The sequence below is a fragment of the Acidobacteriota bacterium genome, from assembly GCA_026393675.1.
Lineage (GTDB): Bacteria > Acidobacteriota > Vicinamibacteria > Vicinamibacterales > JAKQTR01 > JBAXOX01.
Window position 1 is genome coordinate 62698 of the sequence record JAPKZQ010000003.1, and the last position, 24587, is coordinate 87284.

Here is a 24587-nt window from a genome sequence, read left to right on the forward strand (position 1 = left end):
CGCGAAGAAGCGTTAGGCCTTGTTGAGTCGTGAACGCGAGGGGGCGGCAGTCGCCCCCTTTGTTTTTTCCGCCCTGATTCAAGCCCCGGCCCGGAATGCCGATTAATCCTGCAGGTCGTTGCATCCGAGGCTGAACCGTGCCAAACGAGATTATCGAACTCGCCCTGAACCAGAAATCCAACGACGACCGGGTGCCCGTGCTGCTCACACTGGCGGACCAGCTGCTGGTGATGATCGGGAAGTACGTGCCCGACTCGTCCTCCCGTCGCGCGCCTGCCGTACGGAACCATGTCGCCGAGTGGCGCTCGCGGCTGCGCGTGGAGCCCGGCCCCGACGCGCTGTCGGCCGTGGCCGATCAGGTGGTCGCCGACTGCGAGACGTTGCTCGAGAAGGTCCGAATCGACCGGGCCGACCGCGAAGCCGAGCTGACCGATCTCATGCGGGTGCTCCGCGAGGTCGTCAATACCTTGCGTGGAGATGCCAGAAAGTTCGAAGCCGAACTGCAGCGGTCGACCACCGTGATGGAAAGCATGGTCGAGATCCAGGACATCCGCGAACTGAAACGCCAGTTGTCGCGGGAGATCGTCACGCTCAAACAGACCGTTGCCCGTCGCGAGGAAACCGACGCCAGGCAGTGCGAACTCCTGTCGTCCCGCGTCGAAGCGCTCCAGCAGAGTCTCAAGTCGGCACGAGCCGAGGCGGCCACCGACCCGCTGACGAGCCTGCCGAACCGCGGGGCGCTCGACGTCGCGCTTCGCGAGTGGATTGCCAGGGCCGCCCGGACCTCCACACCGTTTACAGTCGCGATGATCGACCTCGACGATTTCAAGCGGATCAACGACAAGCACGGCCACCAGGTCGGGGACCGGGTCATCGTCGCCGCGTCGCAGATTCTCGCTGCCTGTCTCGAAGGCGGCGACATCGCGGCGCGCTGGGGTGGCGAGGAATTCGCGCTGCTGTTCCAGACCGGGTCGACCGCGAGGGCGCGGGAGCGGCTTACCGCGTCGCTCGGCCGCATCTCGCCGTCCTACGAGTACGATCTGGGCGGCGAGCGACGGTTCGTCACGTTCACGTTCAGCGGTGGGGTCACGGCGTGGGCCGAAGGGGACACGCCGGAAGCGATGATCAAGCGGGCGGACAAGGCGCTCTACTCGGCGAAGCGCGCCGGCAAGAAGCGAATCGAGACGCGCTCACGCTCGTTCCTGCACGCGCTGGTCAGCTGACTACTTGACGGTCAATTCGACGCCGTCCCACGTCCGCACCCGGCGGATCATGTCCCACTGCTGCAGCCGATCCACACACTCCATGCCGGCCACCACGTGGCCGAACACGGTGTAGCGTCCATCCAGATGCGGCTGTGGCGAGTGCGTGATGAAGAACTGGCTGCCACCGGTATCCTGCCAATCGAGCGCCATACCCACGGTTCCGCGCAGGAACGGGCGCTCGTTCAGTTCGTCGCGAATCGTGTAGCCCGGGCTCCCCTCGCCATCGCCGCGCGTGTCGCCGTCCTGCACGACGAAGTTCGGGACGACGCGATGGATGGCCACGCCGGAAAAGGCCCCGCTGCGCGCAAGCGCGAGGAAGTTCGCCGCCGTCAACGGTGCGTCGAGTACGGCCAGTTCGATTTCGATGGTGCCCTTGTCGGTCTCGATGTACACGTGGGGCGACACCGCTGGCGACACCAGCAATGGCGACGCGTAGCGGTCGGCCGCGGAGCCGGGAGCCGGGCGGATGGCCGCGCTGAAGTCGGTGGCCGGATCGAGATCGCGTGCGAGCGCAAGCGCTTTCACCCGCACGGCCCAGTCGCCATCGGTCAGGGCCTGCTTCAGAACCGGCATGGCGGGTCCGGATCCATACTTGGCGAGCGCGCCGAGTGCGGCCGCTCTGGCCTGGTACATGCCGTCACGCTCGCCCGCGCGGTAGGCCTCGGCCAGGGCGGCTTCCCCTCCGGGGAGCTTCACCTCACCGATGGCGGTCGCCGCCGCCGCCCGGACAATCACATCGTCGTGCTTGAGCAGGCGAAGGAGGGCCGACCCGATGTCGGGCGGCCGGAACCTGGCGAGGGCCTCGACGGCAGCCGGGATCACCCGCTCGTCCCGGTCGCCGAGCATCGCGGTCAGGCGCGGCACCGCGACGGCAGGATCCAACGTCCCGACAATCGAGGCCAGGGCGGCCCGGACACTCCAGTGTGGGTCCGCATCGAGGCCAGACAACACCATGAGGAACGTGTCGGGGTCGACCTGCCGCAGCGCGCGCAAGGCGGCCGCGCGCATGGCCGGCCAGGGATCGGCCGCCAGATCGATCAAGCGATCGATCGACCCGGCGTCACCGAGCGCGCCGAGCGCCGCGACGATCTCGAGTCGAAGGCCGGGGTCGAGGAGGCGTGATTGAAGGAGTCCGCGAACGACCGAAGCGGCTTCTGGCATGCCCAACTGCCCGAGAGCACGAATCGAAGCGACGGCGGCCCGGGGATCGTCCTGCCAGCCTTGGGCCCGCAGAATCAGCGCGCCCACGGCACTGCCGTCCTTGATTGTCTGCAAGCCTCGCGCGGCGAACGCGCGCGTCAGACTGCCGCTGCCGCCGACCAGCGTCATCAACGCTGGCACGAAGCGCTTGTCGTCGGTGCGCGACAGCGCGTACGCGACCGGCCACCACCGGGCCCGCGGCTGCCCTGCCTGGTCGAGAACGACCGACGCGAGTGCGTCGTACGACTTCAGCCGCGCCAGGGCATAGATACCCAGCCGAAACGCTTCGACGCCAGTCGACTGGGGGTACCTGAGGTCGTCCGGATCGAACGTCGCGACGTTGCTGGCAGAAAGATGCCTGGTCGCCATGGCGGCGACGGCCGACGCGGACGCGGCATCCCCGACGAGACCCAGTGCCTCAGCGGCACGTCCCTGCACAAGCGGAGACGAATCGTTCAGCGCCGTCCGAAGGGGCTCGATGGCAGCTCGCTGACCGATCAGGCCGAGCGCAAAGGCCGCCATCTGCCTGACTTCAGGCTCGGCATCGGCGGCAAGAATCTTGGCCAGCGGCTCGATGCCTTCCGCGAGCCCGACGTGGCCGATGGCCAACGCGGCGCGCCGGCGTACGCGCCCCTCGCCATCGCCGAGCAATCGCACCAGATCTGGCGACGCGACGACCACTGGCGCTGCGCTGCGCGTCCTCCCGGATGCGCGCGTGGCCGCGGAGGGCGTGGTCGACACAGGTGGTGGCAGGTCGCGAAGGATCCGCTGATCTTCGAGCCTCAGCATCCACGCGAGTTTCTGCTCGTAGGTTGGTAGCGCCAGCGGCCCAGCCGGCTGGGCGGAAGCCAGCGCGGCAGCCCCAGCCCACGACATCGCCAGGAAACCGACGCACGTGATGCGGAACCCAAGACGAACGCGGAAAGACGCCCCGCCGGTTCGGGCGCTCACCGCGTGAACTCCGCGCGGCGGAGCGTGGCCTGCTCGAGCCGATCGTCGACAACGTGGACGCCAATGCCGGGACCATCGGGAACCCGGATCATCCCGTCTGGTTGAACCTCGATACCCGGCTCGATCAGATCAGGCTGGTAGTACCGGCGGCTGGCCGCCACGTCTCCCGGCAGCGAGAAGTTCGGCAAGGTCGACAGGTGGAGATTGTGCGCGCGCCCGATGCCCGACTCGAGCATCCCGCCGTGCCAGACAGGCACGTGCCTCGCGGCACACAGATCGTGGAGCCGGATCGACTCGGCGTGGCCGCCGACGCGTCCTGGCTTGATGTTGATGATGCGGCAGGCGTTCGCATCGAGTGCGTCGCGCCCAGCCCGGACAGAGTGGATCGATTCGTCCAGACAGATCGCGGTTGTCAGTTGCCGCTGGAGCGTGGCGTGATCCGCGATGTCGTCATAATCGAGGGGCTGTTCGATCATCATCAGGTCGTACTGATCCAACCTGGCCAGGTGGCCGGCGTCTTCGAGACAATAGGCCGCGTTGGCGTCCACCATCAGGGGGATCGCGCCGAAGCGTTCGCGGACCAGCGCCACGGCCTCCACGTCCCACCCGGGTTTCACTTTGATTTTGATCCGGCGGTAGCCATCGGCCAATTCGGCGGCTACGCGCTCGGCCAACTGTTCGAGCGAATCCTGGATCCCAATCGAGACGCCGGCGGCAATCTCGGTTCGTGCGCCTCCGAGCACCTGTTGCAGCGGTACACCCTGCTGCCGGGCAAACAGATCCCAGGCGGCCATCTCGATGGCGGCTTTGGCCATGTGGTGACCCCGCACGCGGTGCATCGCCGGGAACACCTCACGCGGATGCGTGAAGGTCACGCCTAGGACCAGTGGCACCAGGAACTGGCTGATCATCTGCCACGCGGTGTCGGTGGTCTCGGAACTGTAGTACGGGTTGTCGTCAGCCACGCACTCCCCGTACGCACACGCGCCCTCGCCGTCCAGTTTCGTCACCAGGAACGTCCGGTCGTAGACCCGGCCGAAGCTGGTTTCGAAAAAGCGGACCAGCGGCAACCGCACCAGTCTCAATTCGATGCGTTCGATTCTCACAACAGGTGTATGTTACCGCGCCTTGCTTCACCCGCGACGCGGTCGGTATACTCGCCCCAGTTGGACTATCGCTACCTGGCCATCGAGGGCCCCATCGGCGTCGGTAAGACCGCGCTCGCTGAACGACTTGCGGCGCGAGTGGACGCCACTGCCATCCTGGAAGACACCGAGAATCCGTTTCTCGGGGACTTCTACCAGGACCGGCCGGGCGCGGCCTTCCAGACGCAGTTGTTCTTCCTGCTGAACCGTCACCGGCAGCTCTCCGGGTTGCGTCAGACGGAACTGTTCAGCCAGGTGACGATTTGCGACTATCTGTTTGAAAAGGACCGCATCTACGCGTACCTGGATCTGAATGACAACGAGCTGTTCATCTACCAGCGGCTGTACGAACTGCTCGCGCGCGACATTCCGCGTCCCGATCTGGTGGTCTACCTGCAGGCGCCGACCGACGTGCTGGCCAAGCGCCTGAAGGAGCGCAGCCGCGACCCTGAGCAGCAGGCCTTCCGGCCCGATCCCGGCTACGTCAAGGGGTTGAACGAGGCCTATCAGCACTTCTTCTTCCACTACACGACGACCCCCCTGCTCGTCGTAGAGACCTCACAGATCGACTTCGGCCGGAGCGACGAGGCAATCGACGACCTGGTCCGGCAGATCAAGACGCTCGGCCGCGGCACGCAGTACTACGTGCCCAGGACACGGTAAAGCGCAGTCGGTAGTCGGGGTTCGGGGTTCGGGGGGACTCGGAGAGGCGACCTCCCGTCTCGTGACGTGCTTCTGCCGTTGATCGACCACTGGCTTCGGAGTGCCTGAACACCAGGCCTCCAGCGCGAAAGCTCAGGACGACAATCTCGGATTCGAGTCTTTCGTCTTTCGGCTGCCAATCCCGAATCCCCAATCCCGAACCCCGTCTGCTTACACCCCGCCCGTGGGCGCCTTGTTCGTGCGCCCTGCCCTGTCTGAGCCATCTTTTGATAAGCTGTGACCGGAATGCCCTGGTTCAAGAAGGAAAAGAAGACGCCGATTGCGACCACGAAGGACACGACCGTCCGTGTTCCCGAAGGCCTGTGGGTCAAGTGTCCGTCGTGCAGCCACATCATCTACAACAAGGATCTGCAGGCCAACGTGCATGTGTGTGGCAAGTGCGCGCACCACTTTCGCATGACCGCGGCCGAGCGCCTGCGGTCACTGTTCGATGGTGACTGGGAGGAGTACGACTCCGACCTGATGTCGACCGACCCGCTGGTGTTCACCGATACGAAACCGTACCGCGAGAGACTGGCGTCCTCAATTAAGTCTACCGGCCGGCGCGACGCCATCGTCACCGCGCGGGGCCTGCTCGATGGGATCCCTGTTCACATTGCGGCCATGGAGTACGGCTTCATCGGCGGCAGCATGGGCGTGGTCGTCGGCGAAAAAATCACGCGGGCGATCGAGCGCGCCCAGGCCGAACGCACCTCGGTCATCATCGTCTCGTGCTCGGGCGGAGCGCGCATGATGGAGGGCGCGCTGTCGCTCATGCAAATGGCCAAGGTCTCCGCCGCGCTCGCGCGGCTCGACCGGGCCAGGCTGCCGTACATCTCGGTGCTCACCGATCCGACCACCGGTGGCGTGACGGCGAGCTTCGCGATGCTCGGCGACCTGAACATCGCCGAACCCAAGGCGCTCATCGGCTTCGCGGGGCCGCGCGTGATCGAGCAGACGATCCGCCAGAAGCTGCCCGAAGGATTCCAGCGCAGCGAGTTCCTCGTCGAACATGGCATGCTCGACGTCGTGGTGGACCGGCGGGAACTCAAGGCGACCATTGCCCGCGCGCTGCGGTTCATGAGAGCCGACGAGAAGAAACCAGTAGCCAGTAGCCAATAGTCAGCAGACGGTAGATCTACTTCTTCTCGCCTCTGGCTGGATCCCATGGAATCCCTGGAATACCTCTTCGGCCTCGAGTTTCACGGCCACAAGTTCGGCCTGGAGAACATCAGGGCCTTGACCGGTGCCCTCGGACGGCCCCAGGCCGCCTACCGCACGGTCTGTGTCGCGGGGACCAACGGCAAAGGCTCGGTCTGCGCGATGGTCGCTCGGGCGTTGACCGCGGCAGGACATCGAACCGGTCTGTATACGTCTCCGCACCTGGTCACCCTTCGGGAGCGGTTCGTCGTCGACGGCGAGATGGTCACCGACGTCGAGATGGCCGCCGCGCTCGATGAGGTGCGCACCACCATCGATCGGTTGCTCGAGCATGGCGGCCTGCGCGCCCAACCCACGTTCTTCGAGGTCGTCACCTCGATGGCGTTGGTCATGTTCCGCCAACGTCGCGTGGACATCGCCGTGCTCGAAGTCGGTCTCGGCGGACGTCTGGACGCCACAACGGTGGCAACGCCAATAGCCGGCGCCATTACGACGATTGACCTCGATCATCAGGCGCATCTCGGCGGGACGATTCGAGCCATTGCCGCTGAGAAGGTGGGCATCGCCAAGCCGGGCATGGTTGTCGTGTGCGGCGAGCGAAAGCCGGAGGCCGTCGACGTGATCGATGAGGTCTGCCGCCGTCAGGGCGCATCGCTCGTTCAGGCGTGGGACGGTGTTGACGTGTCTGCCTCGTCGAGGGCCGGATTGACGACGATGGCGCTGCGGACGCCGGCGCGGTCGTACGCCCCGTGCACCCTCGCCCTCCGCGGGGTTCATCAGATCGGGAACGCCGTGGTGGCGGTGCGACTCCTCGAAGCATTGGACGCGGCTGGCGTCTCCGTTCCGCCTCCAGCGGTCGTCGACGGCCTCACGCGGGCACGATGGCCATGCCGGCTTGAGCTGGTGTCGTTCGACGATGGCCGCGAGATGCTGCTCGATGCCGCACACAACCCGGCCGGAGCCGAATGCCTCGCCGCCTACCTCCGGGATGCCTATCCAGAAGGTCTGCCACTGGTGTTCGGCGCGATGCGGGACAAGGACATCGAAGGCATGTTGCGTGTGTTGCTCCCGCACGCAACGCGAATCATGCTGACATCCCCACCGTCGCCCCGCGCGGCGCCTCCAGCCGAGCTCGGGGCCCTCATCGCGACACTCAAACCCGAACTGCCCATTCAGATCGAACCCGATCCGTCCAAGGCGGTTGCGTGCGCGTTTCAGTTCGGGCGCGCCATCTGCGTTGCCGGCTCGATTTTCCTCCTGGGAGCAATTCTGCCGACGATTCCGCAACACGGTCGAACCGACTGACGCCGTAACCCGCGCGCTCTGGCGACCCGAGATCCGGCGGCCGGAGAGTCTGTCCGCTATGCTAGGATGCTGTGTTCCCCGCCATTCGCGGCCCAATCAGGGGAACAGCAAGGAGCCGGACCCTCGTGTCTTCCGAGAATAAACGCTGGCGCATCGGCGTCATTGGCGCGGGCGAATGGGGCCCCAACCACGTCAGGAACTTCGCCGCGCTTCCAGGAGCCGACGTCGTCGGCGTCGCCGACCTTCGGCAGGAACGCCTTGCCCGGATCAAATCGATACAACCCGGCGTCGCCACCTTCTCTACCGCCTCCGAGATGATGGCCACGGCCAAGCCCGACGCGGTGGTCGTGGCCACTCCGACCATGACGCACTTCGAGGTGGTGGGCCAGGCGCTTAAAGCCGGCAAACACGTTCTCTCCGAAAAGCCCCTGTGTCTCACCGGCGCCGAGGCCGACGAACTCGTGAAGCTCGCCGCCGATCGCAATCTGCGCCTGATGGTTGGCCACGTGTTCCTGTTCAACCCCGGCATCCTCAAGATCAAGGAACTGGTGACGGCGGGACATCTGGGCCGCGTCTTTTACCTGTTCGCCCGGCGGACCAACCTCGGCCCGATCCGCAGCGACGTGAACGCGGTGCTCGACCTCGCCACTCACGACATCTCGATCTTCAACTACCTGCTCGACTCGGTGCCGGTCGAAGTCTCGGCGGTCGGCAAGGCCTTCCTCCAGCCGGGCATCCAGGATGTCGCGGTGATGACACTCCAGTACCCGGGCGACGTGGTGGCCTCGATCCACGTGAGCTGGCTCGACCCGAAGAAGGTCCGCGAAATCACGGTGGTGGGCGAATCGCGCATGGCCACGTGGGACGACATGGCGACGATGGGCCCGGTGACGGTGTTTGACAAGGGCGTGCTGAAGAAGCCGCGCGAGTACGCGGACTTCGGCGAGTTCCAGTTGCTCGCCCGCGAAGGCGATGTGACGCTGCCCAAGGTGCCGCGCGAAGAACCGCTCCGGATGCAAGCGCGCGCCTTCCTCGAAGGCCTCAACGCTCCCGAAAAACTCAGAAGCGACGGCCGGTTTGCCGCCGACGTGGTGCGCGTCGCGGCCGCCATCAACGAATCGATGTCGATGGGCGGCGCGCCGGTCAAGGTGTAGCCGGGACGTTCAGCCGAGTCCCCCGGGGAGGGACTGATCATGGGCGACTTCTTCAAGCATCCGCTCGCGCTGGTCGAAACCGACCAGATTGGCGATAAGACCAATGTCTGGGCCTACGCGCACGTGATGAAGGGTGCGGTGGTCGGCAGCCACTGCAACATCGGCGATCACGCCTTCGTCGAAAGCGGCGCGGTAGTCGGCGACGATGTGACGATCAAGAACGGCGTGGCGGTATGGCAATACGTCACGGTGAAGAACCGCGTGTTCCTCGGCCCCAATTGCTCGCTCACCAACGACAATCGGCCCCGCAGCAAGCGCGATTGGACACCGGTGGCCACCACCATCGAGGAGGGCGCCACCATCGGCGCTAACGCCACGATCGTCTGCGGCTGCCACATCGGGCGCTACGCGTTTATCGGTGCGGGCGCTGTGGTGACCAGGCCGGTGCCGGATTACGCGGTGGTCCTGGGCAACCCGGGCCGCGTGCGAGGCTACGTGTGCGAATGTTGCCAGCCGCTGATCGGGCGCGGATCGCTGCTCACGTGCAAGAAGTGCGGGCTGCGTTACAGCAAAACGAGCAAGGGCGTGACCACACTCGAGGGTGATGCGAGGCCCGCGAGGAAGACCAAGAAGCGGTGACAGCCTCCCGCCCGGCCCTTCGCGTGATGGCCGCCTCGATTGCACACAACGAGGCCGCCAAGATCGGCCGCGTCCTCGACCGCTTTCCCCCTGGTCTGGTTGATCGCATCGTCGTCGTCGACGACGCGTCCACCGACAACACTCCCAAGGTGGCGGCTGGCAAAGGCGCGGTCGTGCTGAGGCACCCGACGCGGTCGGGCGCGGGTGCTGCCATCCGCACCGCCATCAAGTACGGTCTCGCCGAGAACTTCGACGTCGTCGTCATCCTGGCCGGCAACGACAAGGACCGGCCGCCCGAAATCGAACGACTACTTGCAGCGATTGACGATGAGGGGTGCGACTTCGTGCAGGGGTCGAGGTACCTGCCGGGCGGCGATTTCGGCAACATGCCGTTCTACCGGCAGATAGCGACGCGCATCGTGCACCCGTGGCTGTTTTCGCTGATTGTGATGCGCCGCTTCACCGACACGACCAACGGCTTCCGCGCCATCCGATTGTCAGCGTTGCGCGCGTCGGGCATCGATCTTGACCAGCCGTGGCTTGACCACTACGAGCTGGAGCCGTACCTGTTCTACAAGATGGTCCGGCTTGGATACAAGGTGAAGGAAGTGCCGGTGACCAAGATTTATCCGCCGCACGAGCTCGGCTATACCAAGATGAAACCCATCACCGGGTGGTGGAGCATCCTGCGGCCTTTGATCCTGTTGGGACTCCATATAAAGAGGTGACGCGTGGACATCGTACCGTTTGTTGATCTGGCGGCTCATCATGCGCCCATCCGCGAGCAGTTGAACGAAGCGGTGGGCAAGGTGCTGACGCACGGCAAGTACATTCTCGGCCCCGAGGTGGAGGCGTTCGAACAGGGTTTCGCGAAGCTGGTTGGGGCCAGGCACGCCATCGGCGTCAGCTCAGGCCTCGACGCCCTGCGGATCGCCTTCGAGGCATTGGGCATCAAGGCCGGTGACGAAGTGATCGTGCCGGGCAACACGTTTATCGCGACGGCGCTCGCGGTGTCGGCGGTGGGTGCGGTGCCGGTGCTGGTTGATTGCGACCCCGAGACCTACAACATCAACGTCAATCTGATCGAACCCGTCATCACGAAGAAGACCAAGGCTATCTGCCCGGTGCACCTGTACGGCCAGGCGGTCGACATGGACGCGATCCTGGCGATCGCGAAAAAGCACGGTCTCAAGGTTGTCGAGGACGCATGCCAGGCGCACGGGTCGCGGTACAAGGGCAAGGGTTGCGGGTCGATGGGCGATTTCGGGACGTTCAGCTTCTACCCGGGCAAGAACCTCGGCGGGATGGGCGACGGCGGCATGGTGACCACCAACGACGACGGGCTGGCGGCGACCGTGAGGCAGTTGCGGGCGTACGGCGAGTCGAAGAAGTACCACCACGTCGTGAAGGGCACCAACGCGCGGCTCGACACGATTCAGGCGGCGATTCTCGGCGTGAAGCTGCCGCGGCTCGAGGCATGCAATGCCTTGCGGCGCAAGCACGCCCACGCGTATGACGCGGGCTTGAAGGGGATTCCAAATGTCGTGGCGCCGAAGATTCCGGCGGACGACCCGTCACACATCTACCACCTGTATGTCATCCGAACGCCGAAGCGCGAGCAGTTGCAGCACTTCCTGCACGAGAAGGGCATCCAGACCGGCATCCACTACCCGATTCCGATCCACCGCCAGCCGGCGTATGCGGAACTGGCGTCGAGCGCGAGCCGTCTGCCGGTGACCGACGGGACCGCGGACCAGATTCTGTCGCTGCCGATGTTCCCGGAGCTGACGCAGGCGCAGATCGACCGCGTGTGCGCGGCTATCCGGGAGTTCCACGCCTAGCGGGAAAGAGGTCGGGTGACTTTTTCCTTCCGGCGCCACGTGCGAGACGCTTCCAACATGCGGAAGAAATCACCCGACCCCGTTTCTTTGCCGGCCTGGGCGCAGGCGGCCGACGCGATCACGCTCCTGCTCCTGGCCGCCGCCACTGCCATCTTCCTTTACGGCGGCTACCGCGGCCGTATCGCTGGCATCAAAGTCTCCCTGCTCGATCCGTGGCGGCCGGCCATTGCGGCCGTCGTGCTCCTCGTCATCCGCCACCTCGTCGCGCGGCACCATCCGCTTCATCGGCGGCTGTGGTTCGCCGTGCTGTGGCCGTTCCGAGTGCTGACGGTCGCCGCGCGCGCCGTGACGCGCATCCCGGTCACCAACGACATCGATGAATTCGGCGCGCCGGGCGGGAGCGCGCCGTGGGCCGGGGGCGCATGGGTTCGCCCCACTGTGATGTTTTTTGTGTTCTGGGTGCTGACGCTCATCATGACGTACCCCCAGGGGACGTCGATGATGACCGTGCGCGATCCAGGCGACCCGTACTTCACCGTGTGGCGGCTCTCGTGGGTCGCGCACCAGCTGCCGCGCGACCCGCTGCATCTGTTCGACGCCAACATCTTCTACCCGGAGCGCTTCACGCTCGCCTTCTCGGACGCCATGTTGCTGCCGGGCCTGATTGGCGCGCCGTTTCTCTGGCTGGGCATGCACCAGCTGTTCCTGTCAAACCTCGCCGTGCTCGCCACCTTCGTCCTGTCGGCGATGGCCATGTTCAGCCTGGTGCGGGCGCTCACCCGAAACGACGGGGCGGCGTTTGTCGCCGCCGTCATCTTCGCGTTCTACCCGTTCCGTTTCGAACACTACTCGCATCTCGAGCTGCTGATGACGTTCTGGATGCCGCTGGCGTTGCTGTGCCTCCATCGCGTCATCGCACAACCCAGCGCGCGGCGTGGCGCCGCCACCGGCGTCGTGGTCGCGGCCCAGGCGCTGTCCTCGCTCTATTTCGGGATCTATCTCGCGACGTGGATGGTTGTGGTGTGGGGCGTGCTGGCCGCGGGCGCCCGGCGCGTGCGCGCGACGCTGGCACCGCTGGCCGTCGGTTGCGCCGTAGCCGGCGTCCTGCTGCTGCCGTTGGCGCTACCCTACCTGGCGAGCCGCGGCGTGGTGGGCGACCGCGACCTCTCAGGGATCCAGTTCTACAGCGCGCACTCCGTGAACTATCTCGGCGCCCTCGAACCCAGCATCGTCTACGGCCGGCAGTTGGCGCGGTTCCACGGCCCCGAGGCCTCGCTGTTCCCGGGCCTGACGGTCGTCGTGCTGGCCGCCGTCGCGTTGTGGCCGCCGTTCTCGCTGGTCCGGCTGGCCTACGGGGTGGGGCTGCTGTTTGCGTTTGATGCCTCGCTGGGTCTGAACGGCATCACGTATCCCCTGCTCTATCACGCGTTGTTCCCCTTCCGCGGCCTGCGCGTGCCGGCGCGCTTCTCGATGCTGGTCGGCGTGTCGCTTTCCGTGCTGGCGGGGTACGGCGTGGCGCGCATCACCGGCTGGCTGCGGCGGCCCTGGTCACGCTATATGCTGGCGGCCGCGCTGGCGGCCATCGTGCTGATGGAGAGCCGCGTGGTGCTCACCTTTGTGCCAGCACCCCGCAACCCGCCGCAGATCTACGAGTTCTTCAAGGGCCGGCCAGCCGGGGTCATCGCGGAGCTCCCGGTGCCCGACGCCGAGGCCAACTTCTGGAAGGAAGCGCGCTACGAGTACTTCTCGACGTTCCACTGGATGACGCTCGTCAACGGCAACAGCGGCTTCTTCCCGCGTTCGTACATGACGTTCCTGCGCGAGGCGCGCGCGTTCCCCGACGACCAGTCGGTCATGATGTTCCGCCAGCGGCACGTCGAGTTCATCGTTGTGCACGAGGATGGCTTTGGCGCCACGCGCTACGACGAGGTGATCGCCGCCATGGCGCGCCGCCCGGAGCTGCGCCTGGTGGCTCTTGATCCCGGCCTCAGGCGTGGCGACGAGGCCCGCATCTACCAGCTCCGCTGAAAGAGGGTCGGGCGCATTCTTGCGCAAGTCGTAAGAAGTCAGCCGCTCCATTTCCTCTCATTTGATGGTGGTGGCCGGGGCTAGAACAGCGTCGACAGCCAGGGCGTTTCGATTTCCGAGATGCCGGAGAGCACTGACAGATTGCCCACGATGACGAGCGGCCAGAACCAGCGGTGTGGCAGTTTGGCAATCTGGATGTTGAAGGCGATCGCCAATGGCAACAGCACGCGTGGGGCCGCGCCCGGGTCGCCTGTCCACACGGCGTAGCTCGTCACGACGAACAGCACGCAATAGGGCGCCGCCATTCGCCACCACGGGCTCTTCCAATCCCACCGGGTCGCCAGATACACGGCCTGCACGGTCAACCCCACGAGCACCGCCGCATTGAGGGGCGCGGCCGACGCCCAGCCGTGTACGCGGAACTCGGTCAGCGTCGCCGACCATTTCGTCAGATAGCCGGCCAGCGGATAGCTGAAGCTGGCGGGGTTCGAATACATGAAGCTCGGGTACACGGATCGGACATACATCGACCAGAGCAGGAACGGAAGGATGATGAGGGCAATCCGGCCGGCCGCGTTGAGGAGTTCGTCGCGCGTTCGTGGAATGCGATCGAAGAGCAGGAGGCTTCCGCCCATATTGGTTTCGCGCCCGAGGCCGGAAAGTCCCATGAGGCTGGCTGCCAGCCAGTGGCGCTGGCGCTCGTGGGCGAGGATGGCCAGCGTCACCACCAGCATGCTCGGTCCATCGGCCAGCGACAACCGGACCGATCCGAGCAGTCCCGTCCCGTAGAGGCAGCCGATCCACGGCAGCACGTTGCGCAGGCGCGACGGCGGCAGCCACCGCGCGAGCAGCCACGCGAGCGCGAGCCACGCCAGGATGTTCTGCAGCGCGAACGCCTTCAGGATCCACTCGGGTTGGCCCAGGCCCAGCAGGTAGGCCGTCCACGAAAACAGGATGCGTCGCGCGCGGTACGGCGGATTGTCGAGCGCGGTATCGATCTCCCGGTTGCGAAGCAGCGGCTCCACCGCCAGTTGCGCGTAGAACTGGCCGTCGTAGCCCCACGAATCCGGATACGTCGTGTGGGGAACGTTGCGGACGGCGGTCAGCGTGCGGTAGTAGAACTGGTCGCCGAAGTTGATGAGGGCGGTGAAGCCGGTCTTGCGATGATAGAAGTGCTTGATCGACACGAGGAACACGACGACGACCGCGATGTAGAGCAAGGTCGTGCCGATCGTCGCCCACTGGGCACGCGACGGTCGCGGAATGCGGGAGGACAGCGAGAATGTCAGCGCCACCAGGCCTCCGGACGCGGGGTGGGTCCCCGAGGTTCATCTACTCTCTGGTGCGCTTCGCGCTTTGTCAAGCCGGAGACGGGCAGACTCAACCGACGCTGTGGCGTGTCAGAACAGCTGCGACAGCCAGGGCGTCTCGATGGCGGCGATCCCGGAAACGACTGACAGGTTTCCCAGGATGACGAGCGCCCAGAAACTCCACCCCTCCAACCTGGCCACGAGCACATTGAAGGCGAAGGTGAGCGGCAACAGCACGCGCGGGGCCGCGCCCGGCGAACCGCCCCAGACAGCGTAGCTCGTCATCGCAAAGAGCAGGCAGTAGGGAGCCGCCATCCGCCACCATGCGCTCTTCCACTCCCACCGCAGCGCCAGGAACGCCATTTGCACCGACAGGCCGATCAGGACGGCGAAATTGAAGCGGGCATTCGAATGCCAGCCGTACTGGTAGTACTCGCCAAGCGTCGTTGACCACTTGGTCAGGTAGCCCGAGAACGGCACGGCGAAGCTGGCAGGGTTGGTGTAGGAGAAATTCGGGTAGATCGATGACACGTAGAGCGACCACAAGAAGAACGGGAGCAGGATACATGCCGCGGTCCCACACACCGTCAGGATCTCCTGGCGCGTGCGCGGCACCCGACTAACGAGCAGCCCGCTCCCGATCATGTTGGTTTCGCGGCCCAGACCGGACATCGCCATCAAGCCCGTTGCGAGCCAGCCGCGCTGACGCTCGTGCGCGAGGATGGCGAGCGTCACGACCAATATGCTCGGCCCCTCGAGCATTGACAATCGGACCGAGATGAGCAGGCCCGCGCTGTACAGACATCCGATCCACGGCAGCACGTTTCGTGCGCGCACAGGCGGAAACCAGTAGAGCAATGCGCCGGCCAGCGCGAGCCACGCGACGATGTTCTGCATCGCGTAGGCTTTCAGGATCCACTCCGGCTCTCCTCGACCGGCGAGGTAGGCCGTCCACGCGAACAAGATCCGGCGCGAGCGGTAAGGCGGGTTGTCGAGAGCGACGTCGAGTTGTCGATTGCGGAGCAGCGGCTCCACCGCCATCTGCGCATAGAACTGGCCATCGTCGCCCCAGTCGTCAAGCGAGATCGCATGCCGCGCGTAGCGGACGGCGGGCAGCGTGCGATCGTAGAACTTGCTGCCGAAGTGGATGAGTGAAGTGAATCCAGTGTTCTTCTGGTAAAAATGTCTGATTGAAATGAGGAACACGACAACGACCGCGATATAGAGCGCAATCGTCCCGATCCTCGCCCACTGGGCGCGCGCGAGGAGCGGGATGTGCAACAGCGACGGAAGAGTCAGCGCCACCGGGCCTCCGAGCGCGGGGGCGATCCCCCGAAGTTCATCTACTCTCTGGTGCGCTTCGTGCTTTGTCAAGCCGGTCGGTGTGCGTGAGCATGCGCACACTCAGCCAGGATGCGGCGAACTGTTATATCGTGTCGACGTGAGCCCATTGGCATCCGCCCTCGGCCCTCCAGCCGGCGTGTTGATTGAGATTACCAGCCGCTGCAACCTGACGTGCAGGATGTGTCCGCTCACCACCGGCCGAACGCCGTCGAGCGCGCAGCCCGGGCCCATGTCCGACCAACTGTGGCAGGCTGTCGTGCCGTTCGCGACGCAGGCCGGCCATGCGAATATCGGCGGCTACGGCGAGCCGCTGTTGAATCCCAGGTGCCTCGACTATCTGCGGGAGCTCGACCGGGAGGGCATTCACACGACGCTCACGACCAACGGCACACTGGTCACGCCGGCCATCGCCGCGGAACTCGCCGCGCTCGTACACCTCGATAGTGTCAATGTCTCGATCGACTCGCCCGACGCCGCCATCTACAAGGCCATTCGCGGGGGGCTGGTCGAGAAAGCACTGACGGGGGTGGGACATCTCGCAGCCGCGCTCAAACCGTCGCAGCGCACGGTGTCGTCCGTCATGATGCGCACCAACATTGAGAGTCTGTTCGCGTTTCCCGCCCGCCTCGCGGAGTTGGGCGTCCGGACGTACGTGCTCCAGGGACTCGTGGACTACACGCCAGGCCTCGAGCCCGAAGAGACGCGCTGGCGAGACGGTCTGGCGGCAGATGTCGCGAGGCTGCAGGAGGAGTCCGACCGCGCCGGGTTGAACCTGGTATTCGAGTTGCCGGAACGCGTGGCGGCCGAGACCCACGATCCGGCCGATCTGCTGCGCCCGCCGGCTGAAGAGCGGCGCCCATCTGAGACAGACACGAAGCAGTGCTTCGCGCCGTGGGACGTGCCCATCATCGACAAGGACGGCAAGGTTTTCCCGTGCTGCTACGCCCTTAGCAACGCGACCGCGATGATGGGCGACCTCAACGAGGCCAGCGCGAACGACATCTGGCAGGGCGAACGGTTCGAGGCGTTTCGTGCCGGCATTGTTGATGGCCGCACGATGCCCGGCATTTGCCGAAGCTGCACCGTGGTTCCCACCGGGCCGCATCCGCTGCGCCTGTACTCGATTCGCCTGCTGCCGGCGCAATCAACGCTCGAGGGCGGCGTCGAGATGTGCCTCGCCGTGCAGAACGCAGGCGCATCCACGTGGACCGCGAGCGACACGATCCTCATCGGCACAGCCAATCCGAGGGATGGTCATTCCGCGTACTACGATCCGAGCTGGATTGGGCGCAATCGGATCTGCTCGTTTGCGGAAGCCGCGGTTCCACCGGGCGGCACCGCGACATTCCGCTTCAGAATCGCGCCGTCCGAGCAGGTCGCCGAAGAATCGTTTCAGCTGGTCGTCGAACACCAGTGCTGGGTGCCTGGCACGCGGTTCCAGGTGGGCGGTCGCGTAACAGGACGCGAAGCACTCGCGGGCGGCGGCGAACCGCGAACCGAATCCACGGGCTTGCGGGCGATCGTTCGCCGGCTCGTCGGCCCCCGCACGTAGACAGCTGCTGTCGACCACATCCTGCCGAATGAAGCACGTTTCCGTCACCGCGGCGCGAAGATGGATCTCACATCGAGATCGTCATGCCGGCAGAAGCCGGGGTCCCCGACGCGGCAGCCGCGTTGGGGTGGCAGCCGGCATCCAGAGTGGTACATGACTGGATTCCGGCATTCGCCGGAATGACGGAATGGAAGGGACTCTTCCGACGCCGACAACCGGACTGCCGGGTTACTATGGTCGTCAGTGCTCACCCTCCAGGAAACCATCTCCGGCTTCTCTCGCGCCATGTACAGCAACTGGCTGTGGCACCGGCCGCTCCAGTTGCTGATTGACGCGGGCGAAGGGCTCCAGCTGGCCCTCGGCCAGAAGGTGTGGGCACCGGACATCGTCGCGATCACGCACGGGCACGCTGATCATCTGCTGGGCCTCCCGGGTTTCATCGCCTCACGTCGCTTCAGCAAGGGCGCGCAGGACAAGCCCGTCACGATTATCTATCCCGAAGGCACGGCGGGCGTCGAGACGATCCGCGATCTGGTCGGCCGCCTCTGGTCACACGAGCAGTTTCCGGTGACGTGGATCGGCGTGAAGGCCGGCGACGAGCGCCCGTGCGGTCGCACGCGCGTGTTGCAGGCGTTCGCGTCAAGGCACGGCATCTCCGAGCTGACGCTCGGGTATCGTGTCCTCGAGGTGCGCCGTCACCTGAAGGCCGAGTTCACGGGACTGCCCGAATCCGAGGTGCGCGAGCGCGTTCGCACGATGGGCCGCGACGCCATCATGGAGGAATACCGCCATGTCGTCTTTGCGCACACGGGCGACACGATGCCGATTCCGCCAGAACTGGTGACGAAGGCCGACCTGCTGGTCCACGACGCGACGTTTCTCGATGCGGACGAGCGCAAGTGGGACATTCACGCCACGGTGGGCGAGGCGCTCGAGGTCGGACGCGCGGCCGGCGTCCGCTGCCTGTTGTTGCACCATCTGTCGATCCGTTACGAGCGGGGCGACGCACTTCGCCGGCTGCGTGCGCTCGTCGCCGAATCGGGCTTCGCCGGCGATTGCTGGCTGCTCGACGATGGACGGATGATCAACCTTCGGTAGGGGTGATTCAGCGCTCACGACCGACGACGTGCTCAATTCCACGGAATGGCTTGGGCCGGACAGGCCTGATATCGCGACGAATAGCGCCTAATCTCGCCCGCGGGGCCCCTGGTCGGCCGCCTCCGCCTTCGGCTACGGCGAGCCAAGGCCGCGTGCGCCGTCTCGGGTGTTTTCCGGAGACCGCCTCCGGCGGTTACCCCTGTCAATCCCGGGCTGATGCGACCGCGCAAATCAGCACGTTCGGCCCCACAAATCCGCACTATTTCCCTGTGAATCCGGGCATTATCCCGATTGAGAAAATCGTGTCGCGGCCGTAGATTATATATAGAAGGTGAGAGTGAGAAACGGGACAGAGAACAACGGGCAACGAACTGGCACTGACATAGAAAGAAGGACATCATGGCACACGAAGGCGGCACCAAGGTCAACTACGGGTTCTACTGGAGCGCCAGGGCCTGGGACATGGCGATGATTCCGGCCGAGGGCGGTCTCCTGCCAGGCGGATCGGATCGGCGCTACACCCGGATCCCGAGCTTCCTGTTCCTGCTGATGGCTCCCTTCATGGGCGCCCTCTACGTGGTGTTCCTGCCCTTCGTGGGCTTCGCGATGGTGGCCGGTTACGCCGCCCGCGGCATCAAGCGGCTGGCGACCAACGCTTTCATGAACATCGCGGTGGCGGTGAGCCCGCACTGGGCGCCCGGCGAGGCCTACCTGGCTGGCCGGCGGAAGGCGAAGGCTGATAAGCTTGCGGCGCGCAAGACCGCGAAGCCCGGGCACGGCGGGCACGAGTAGACGGGTCGATAGGACGCGAGGACGGCACGACAAGGCCGGATCCGCGCTTCGCGAGAAGAGATTGAGCGGCTGCCCGCGTGGCAGGCTCAGCAAGAACGGGCGGTGTCGGGAGGACGGATGCCGGATGGGGGCCCGGCACCTGGACTCCTGCACCGCCCGGAGTGTTTTCCTGGCGAGAGATGGTCAGGGCGTGATGTCGGCCTCGACCTTCGCTCGGCAATCCGGGCAGATGCCGTGGCTGAAGGTGGCTTCGGTGTGATTGCGCACGTAGACTTCGATCTGCTCCCAGGAGCCGCTGTCATTTCGGACCTTCTTGCTCCACGCACAGATCGGGAGCAGCCCGTGCGGCCCGCCCTCCCGCCGTATAATCGTCCGGTACGCTCCCTCGTTTTCCTAAGTCCTTCGATTCATAAATTCGGCGACGAATTTATTCACTCAGGACTTAGTGCTGAGCGAGCATCTTTCACCGCAGTCGCCTCGCAAGAATACGCAAGCGTCCTTGCGAGTCGAAGCACTAAGGAGAACAGCAACCGTGCTTACCACCAGTCGGCGGATCGCCGGAATCGGTCTGCTGGCCCTGGCCTGTCTCGCGGCGGCGCAGCGCCCACCCGCCCGAGACGCCGGTGCCGCGTCAGACACGATCAAAATCCCATTTGAAAGCTACACACTCGCCAATGGACTGACCGTCATCCTATCGGTCGACCATACGACACCGACCGTCGCGGTCAATGTCTGGTATCACGTCGGATCGAAGAACGAGGTGCCTGGGCGAACCGGATTTGCGCACCTGTTCGAACATGTGATGTTCACCGGGTCGGGCCACGTGCCGTACGGGCTGCAGGACAAGCTGACGGAAGGGGTAGGCGGCAGCAACAATGGGACCACGTCGAACGACCGCACGACCTATTACGAGACCGTGCCCTCCAACTACCTGGAATCGGCGTTGTGGATTGAATCCGACCGCATAGGCTTCCTGCTCGACACGCTTGATATCGCCAAGCTGAACGCGCAGCGCGACATCGTCAAGAACGAGCGCCGGCAGAGCGTGGACAATCAGCCGTACGGCCGCGTCACCGAGATCCTCGCGCAGGCCACCTACCCGGCCGGCCATCCCTATTCGTGGGACGTCATCGGCAGCATGGAAGACCTGTCGGCGGCGTCGGAAGCCGACGTGAAGGACTTCTTCCGCATCTACTACGCGCCGAACAACGCATTTCTCGCGATTGTGGGCGACTTCGACCCGGCGCAGGCGAAGGCGTGGGTGTCTAAGTACTTCACGGACATCCGGCGCGGCAAGCCCGTCACGCGGCCCGTGGTGGCGCCGGTCACGCTCACCGCCGAGAAGCGGCTTGTTTACGAGGACAAGGTGCAGGTGGCGCGCCTCTACGCGCAGTGGCCCACCGTCGGCGAGACCCACGACGATGTCTACGCGCTCGACGTGATGGGGGCCATCCTGTCGGGCCGGCGCACCGCGCGCATCACGAAGGCGCTGGTCTACGACGAGCAGGCGGCCGCCTCGGTGATGGCCGGTCAGAGCTCGAACGAGGACGTTGGCGAGTTTCAGCTCGTCATCACGCCGCGGCCCGGCCACACCCTGACCGAACTCGAGGGGGCGGCCGACGGCGTCATCGCAAAGTTGAAGCAGGATGGCCCGACGGCCGAGGAAATCCAGCGGGCCCTGGCCGGAGAGGAGTTCAGCTTCCTGGTCGGCCTCGAATCGAACCTGGGCAAGGCGATGCAGTTGTGCGACGGCGCCGGGTTCCACGGTAACGCCGGGTTCTTCAAGACGGCGTACCAGAAGTCGCAGGCCGTCACGCCGGCCGACGTGAAGCGAGTGGCCAACAAGTACCTCACCAGCGGCCGCGTGGTGCTGAGCGTGGTTCCGACAGGCAAGCTCGAGCAGGCGTCGAAGCCCGCGGAGAGCAAGAAAGTGACAGGCGACAGCCTGCCGAGCCCGGAGGTGCAGCGATGAACGCGACACTCACCCGATTCACCCGCACCTCGCTCGTCGTCGCCGCACTGGTGATGCTACCGATTGCGCTTGCGCCCGTGGCTGCGCAGCAGACAGCCGCCAAACCGGCGGCTGCGCCCGTCAAGCCGGCCGCGGCGAAACCCGCGCAGGCAGCGCCCGCCTTTGATCGCACGAAGATCCCGGGGGCGGGCAAGACGCCCGTGCTGCGCGTGCCGACATGGACGAAGACCACGTTGTCGAACGGCGCGGAGCTTATCGTGTCGGAAAAGCACGATCTCCCTCTCGTGTCGTTCTCGATGAGCTTCATGGGCGGGTCGGCCCAATTCGAGCCGGCGGGCAAGCGCGGCTTAGCCAGCATCACAGCCTCGATGATGAGCGAGGGCACGAAGACCCGCGACGGCGAGGCGCTCTCAAACGCCTTGCAGTTGCTCGGCACCGGGATCGGCGTCAGCATCGGCGCCGAATCAGGCGGCGTCGGCTTCGGCTGCACGAAGACGAAGTTCGCCCAGGCGCTCGACCTGATGGCTGACATCCTGGTCAACTCGACGTTCCCGGCCGATGCGCTCGAGCGGATTCGCGCGCAGCGGCTGGTCGGCCTCACGCAGGCCAAAGCGCAGCCGGGCTCAATTGCCGCGCGCGTCTTCCCGCGCGTGCTCTACGGCACGTCCCATCCGTACGGCGCGATGACGACGGAGGAATCGCTCAAGGCCATCACGAGAGAGGATGTCGTCGCGTTGCAGAAGGCGTACTACCAGCCCGGGCGCGCCGTCATCATCGTCACGGGCGACGTGAATGCGGCAACGGTCAAGGCGACCATCGAGAAGGCGCTGGCCGGCTGGCCCGCCGGCGGCACGAGACCGCCGTTCTCGTACCCCGCTGTGCCGGTGCGGCCGACGACGACAATTTACCTCGTCGACAAGCCTGGCGCGGCGCAGTCCACCTTCGCGATCGGCCTCCCGGGGCCGCCGCGGAGCACGGCTGACTACTATGCGCTGCAGGTGATGAACACGATGCTCGGCGGGTTCTTTCAATCGCGGCTCAACGCCAATATCCGCGAGGAAAAAGGCCTGAGCTACGGCGTCAACTCGTCGTTCTCGTACGGGCGCGGCCCGGGCGCGTTTCGCGCCGGCGGCGACATCATCTCGGCAAAATCCGACGTGGCCCTGATCGAGTTCATGAAGGAGTTGAAGGGCATCGGCGGTGCTCGGCCGGTGACCGACGAGGAACTGAAAACAGCGAAGGACGCGCTGGTGCAGCGGCTGCCGGCGACCTTCGCATCCGTCGGCAGCATCAGCGGCGCCATCACGACGCTGTGGACGCAGGGCCTGCCGGATACGTATTACCAGCAGTACGGCGGGGCGGTTGCAGCGGTGACCACGGCGGATGTCGTGCGCGTCGCGAAGCAGTACATCGATCTCGACCACCTGGCGATCGTGATCGTCGGGGATCGGGCCACCATCGAGGGGCCGCTGAAGGCGACCGGCATCGCGCCGATTGTCAACCTGGACATCGACGGCAACGTGGTGACCGTCAAGTAAGGGCGCGATTGATCCGCCTTCGCGTAAAGCTTCGGCGGACCGCCGTAGCCTTGGCGGAGGCGGTCGCGCTCGACAGGAATGGGGGCAGGCCCGATCTTCAGAGTGATCTCTGGAGAAACTGGACCTGCCCCCTTGTGTTGATGCAGGCGTTCGCCGGGGCGCTCTATGCGCCTGGTTTACGCGCGCGGATGAAGCCGCTGAAGAAGCGCTCGTCGACAAGCGGCGCAATCAGGTCGACATCGATGCCGTGACCCTCGAGGAACTCGCGCGCATCAGCCGCGCGGTAGACGCGGGTCGGTTCAATCGACACCTCGATGAAACCCGCGCGGCGCAATCTCGCCAGGTAGTCCGACTCGTCGAGCGCACCGGCCAGACAGCCAATCCACAGTTCCACGTTTCGGCGAATGGCGGCGGGGATGTCGCCGCGGACCACCACGTCGGAGACCGCGAGGCGACCGCCTGTTTTGAGCACCCGGAACGCTTCGGCGAGCACCTTGTCCTTGTCGGCGGAGAGGTTGATCACGCAGTTCGAGATGATCACGTCGACCGAGTTGTCGGGCAGCGGGATCTGCTCGATCTCCCCTTTCAGGAACTCCACGTTGGTGACGCCGGCCTTCTGCTGGTTGGCGCGGGCCAGGGCGAGCATCTCATCGGTCATGTCCAGGCCGTAGGCCTTGCCGGTCGGCCCCACGCGCCTGGCCGACAGCAGCACGTCGATGCCGCCTCCCGATCCGAGGTCGAGTACGACCTCGCCCGGGTTCAATTGCGCCAGTGCGGTCGGGTTGCCGCATCCGAGTGAGGCGAGCACGGCCTCGGCCGGCAGGCCCTCGGTTTGCTTTCCGTCGTACAGGTTGGCGGTGATGGGATCGACGGCGCCCAGCGGGGCCTGGGCGCAGCCGCAGCCGCAACTTCCGGCCTTACCGCTGACGACCCGCAGCGCCGCCTGGCCGTACTTTTCTTTCACAACATCCTTGATGCTCGACATGATGACACTCCTCACCGGGGTGGTTGGCCTCCCGCGTGTCGCTCAGCCCGGATTATTCACCAAGGCGTCAATAATCCGCCCTCCGTGGTTCGGCTTCGCTCACCACGCCCTGAGCTTGTCGAAGGGCGGGCTTCGACTTCGGCCTTGATTGATGGCCTTCGCTCAGGGCTAGCATTCGCAGGCGCGGACAATAGAGGCCGGGTTGATGACTTTGTTTCGCGTGCAGCACTCGCCGTAGAGAAACGTGACGAGGGACCGCAGGGCGTCGGCGTTCGCCGAATAGCGAAGAAACGTGCCCTCCCGCTGCACATCGACCAGTTGTTCGTGCTTCAACTTGTCGAGGTGATGCGACAGCGTAGACGCGTTGATGCCGAGGTCCTCCTGGATGTCGCCGACGACCAGGCCGTCCGGGTGGGCCGAGAGCAGCAGGCGCATGATGCGCAGCCGGGTTTCGGTGCCCATGGCGGCGAGCATGTCGGCGAACCGAGGCAGGTCGTCATAGTCCGGTGCGCTCGTCTTCATGTTTTGATATTATTGGAATTATCAATTTATGTCAAGCGGGACTCCCGGACGGGACAGACACACCGCCCCATCGCGCCCTTGGC

Annotated in this window: 20 protein-coding genes; 14 read left to right on the forward strand and 6 right to left on the reverse strand. The window is 65.3% G+C overall.

Going from position 1 to position 24587, the window contains the following annotated elements; translation table 11 throughout:
• The first annotated feature begins 137 nt into the window (after nt 1-137).
• The gene (locus NT151_00785) at nt 138-1223 is read left to right on the forward strand and encodes a GGDEF domain-containing protein (protein MCX6537458.1); all 1086 of its coding nucleotides are present in this window, start codon (nt 138-140) and stop codon (nt 1221-1223) included.
• Here the strand turns inward: NT151_00785 and NT151_00790 are convergent, their stop codons facing one another.
• The gene (locus tag NT151_00790) at nt 1224-3416 is read right to left on the reverse strand and encodes a HEAT repeat domain-containing protein (GenBank protein ID MCX6537459.1); all 2193 of its coding nucleotides are present in this window, start codon (nt 3414-3416) and stop codon (nt 1224-1226) included.
• Nucleotides 3413-4522, reverse strand: a complete 1110-nt coding sequence (gene menC / locus NT151_00795) for an o-succinylbenzoate synthase (GenBank protein MCX6537460.1) — start codon at nt 4520-4522, stop codon at nt 3413-3415. Before menC ends, NT151_00790 begins: the two co-directional genes overlap by 4 nt.
• A gap of 9 nt (nt 4523-4531) precedes the next feature.
• On the opposite strand from menC, the gene NT151_00800 reads away from it, so the two are divergent.
• The 8 genes from NT151_00800 (at nt 4532) to NT151_00835 (ending at nt 13391) form a co-directional block, all read left to right on the forward strand.
• On the forward strand, nt 4532-5224 hold the full coding sequence (locus tag NT151_00800; protein MCX6537461.1) for a deoxynucleoside kinase: 693 nt from the start codon (nt 4532-4534) through the stop codon (nt 5222-5224).
• 285 nt (nt 5225-5509) lie between these two features.
• A complete protein-coding gene (gene accD / locus NT151_00805) occupies nt 5510-6385 on the forward strand; it encodes an acetyl-CoA carboxylase, carboxyltransferase subunit beta (GenBank protein ID MCX6537462.1) in 876 nt (291 codons plus the stop codon).
• 45 nt (nt 6386-6430) lie between these two features.
• Nucleotides 6431-7729 (forward strand): bifunctional folylpolyglutamate synthase/dihydrofolate synthase, encoded by a 1299-nt coding sequence (locus NT151_00810; protein ID MCX6537463.1) that lies wholly within the window; start codon nt 6431-6433, stop codon nt 7727-7729.
• Between the two features lie 125 nt (nt 7730-7854).
• Complete coding sequence (locus NT151_00815) at nt 7855-8883, forward strand: Gfo/Idh/MocA family oxidoreductase (GenBank protein ID MCX6537464.1); 1029 nt, start codon at nt 7855-7857, stop codon at nt 8881-8883.
• Nucleotides 8884-8922: 39 nt separating this feature from the next.
• The gene (locus NT151_00820; protein ID MCX6537465.1) at nt 8923-9522 is read left to right on the forward strand and encodes an acyltransferase; all 600 of its coding nucleotides are present in this window, start codon (nt 8923-8925) and stop codon (nt 9520-9522) included.
• Nucleotides 9519-10250: a glycosyltransferase family 2 protein gene (locus tag NT151_00825; GenBank protein MCX6537466.1), complete on the forward strand. Its 732-nt coding sequence runs from the start codon at nt 9519-9521 to the stop codon at nt 10248-10250. The genes NT151_00820 and NT151_00825 overlap by 4 nt, the downstream gene beginning before the upstream one ends.
• A 9-nt stretch (nt 10251-10259) precedes the next feature.
• Nucleotides 10260-11363, forward strand: coding sequence for a DegT/DnrJ/EryC1/StrS family aminotransferase (locus NT151_00830; GenBank protein MCX6537467.1), 1104 nt, complete (start codon nt 10260-10262; stop codon nt 11361-11363).
• Between the two features lie 57 nt (nt 11364-11420).
• The gene (locus NT151_00835) at nt 11421-13391 is read left to right on the forward strand and encodes a hypothetical protein (GenBank protein MCX6537468.1); all 1971 of its coding nucleotides are present in this window, start codon (nt 11421-11423) and stop codon (nt 13389-13391) included.
• 80 nt (nt 13392-13471) lie between these two features.
• On the opposite strand, the gene NT151_00840 is transcribed toward NT151_00835, so the two are convergent.
• Nucleotides 13472-14686 (reverse strand): hypothetical protein, encoded by a 1215-nt coding sequence (locus tag NT151_00840; GenBank protein MCX6537469.1) that lies wholly within the window; start codon nt 14684-14686, stop codon nt 13472-13474.
• 105 nt (nt 14687-14791) lie between these two features.
• Nucleotides 14792-16006: a hypothetical protein gene (locus NT151_00845; GenBank protein ID MCX6537470.1), complete on the reverse strand. Its 1215-nt coding sequence runs from the start codon at nt 16004-16006 to the stop codon at nt 14792-14794.
• A 145-nt stretch (nt 16007-16151) separates the two neighbouring features.
• Between NT151_00845 and NT151_00850 the strand changes: the two genes are divergently transcribed.
• The 5 genes from NT151_00850 (at nt 16152) to NT151_00870 (ending at nt 22997) form a co-directional block, all read left to right on the forward strand.
• On the forward strand, nt 16152-17597 hold the full coding sequence (locus NT151_00850; protein ID MCX6537471.1) for a radical SAM protein: 1446 nt from the start codon (nt 16152-16154) through the stop codon (nt 17595-17597).
• Between the two features lie 243 nt (nt 17598-17840).
• Nucleotides 17841-18695: an MBL fold metallo-hydrolase gene (locus tag NT151_00855; protein ID MCX6537472.1), complete on the forward strand. Its 855-nt coding sequence runs from the start codon at nt 17841-17843 to the stop codon at nt 18693-18695.
• Between the two features lie 399 nt (nt 18696-19094).
• Nucleotides 19095-19487 carry a hypothetical protein gene (locus NT151_00860; protein MCX6537473.1) on the forward strand — a complete coding sequence of 131 codons (393 nt, stop codon included), beginning with the start codon at nt 19095-19097 and terminating at the stop codon, nt 19485-19487.
• Nucleotides 19488-20019: 532 nt separating this feature from the next.
• Nucleotides 20020-21459 (forward strand): pitrilysin family protein, encoded by a 1440-nt coding sequence (locus tag NT151_00865; protein MCX6537474.1) that lies wholly within the window; start codon nt 20020-20022, stop codon nt 21457-21459.
• Entirely contained in the window at nt 21456-22997 is a 1542-nt protein-coding gene (locus NT151_00870; protein MCX6537475.1) for a pitrilysin family protein, read from the forward strand. Before NT151_00865 ends, NT151_00870 begins: the two co-directional genes overlap by 4 nt.
• 163 nt (nt 22998-23160) lie before the next feature.
• Here NT151_00870 and NT151_00875 read toward each other — a convergent pair whose 3' ends face one another.
• Both NT151_00875 and NT151_00880 read right to left on the reverse strand, forming a co-directional pair.
• Nucleotides 23161-23982, reverse strand: a complete 822-nt coding sequence (locus NT151_00875; protein MCX6537476.1) for an arsenite methyltransferase — start codon at nt 23980-23982, stop codon at nt 23161-23163.
• Between the two features lie 168 nt (nt 23983-24150).
• The gene (locus NT151_00880) at nt 24151-24504 is read right to left on the reverse strand and encodes a metalloregulator ArsR/SmtB family transcription factor (GenBank protein MCX6537477.1); all 354 of its coding nucleotides are present in this window, start codon (nt 24502-24504) and stop codon (nt 24151-24153) included.
• Nucleotides 24505-24587: the final 83 nt, after the last annotated feature.

Excerpts from the sequence above, each read along its gene's own strand:
- NT151_00800 (MCX6537461.1), top strand. The coding sequence starts at position 4,532 with ATGTTACCGCGCCTTGCTTCACCCGCGACGCGGTCGGTATACTCGCCC.
- accD (MCX6537462.1), top strand. The coding sequence starts at position 5,510 with ATGCCCTGGTTCAAGAAGGAAAAGAAGACGCCGATTGCGACCACGAAG.
- NT151_00810 (MCX6537463.1), top strand. The coding sequence starts at position 6,431 with ATGGAATCCCTGGAATACCTCTTCGGCCTCGAGTTTCACGGCCACAAG.
- NT151_00820 (MCX6537465.1), top strand. The coding sequence starts at position 8,923 with ATGGGCGACTTCTTCAAGCATCCGCTCGCGCTGGTCGAAACCGACCAG.
- NT151_00835 (MCX6537468.1), top strand. The coding sequence starts at position 11,421 with ATGCGGAAGAAATCACCCGACCCCGTTTCTTTGCCGGCCTGGGCGCAG.
- NT151_00860 (MCX6537473.1), top strand. The coding sequence starts at position 19,095 with ATGGCACACGAAGGCGGCACCAAGGTCAACTACGGGTTCTACTGGAGC.
- NT151_00870 (MCX6537475.1), top strand. The coding sequence starts at position 21,456 with ATGAACGCGACACTCACCCGATTCACCCGCACCTCGCTCGTCGTCGCC.
- NT151_00875 (MCX6537476.1), bottom strand. The coding sequence starts at position 23,982 with ATGTCGAGCATCAAGGATGTTGTGAAAGAAAAGTACGGCCAGGCGGCG.
- NT151_00880 (MCX6537477.1), bottom strand. The coding sequence starts at position 24,504 with ATGAAGACGAGCGCACCGGACTATGACGACCTGCCTCGGTTCGCCGAC.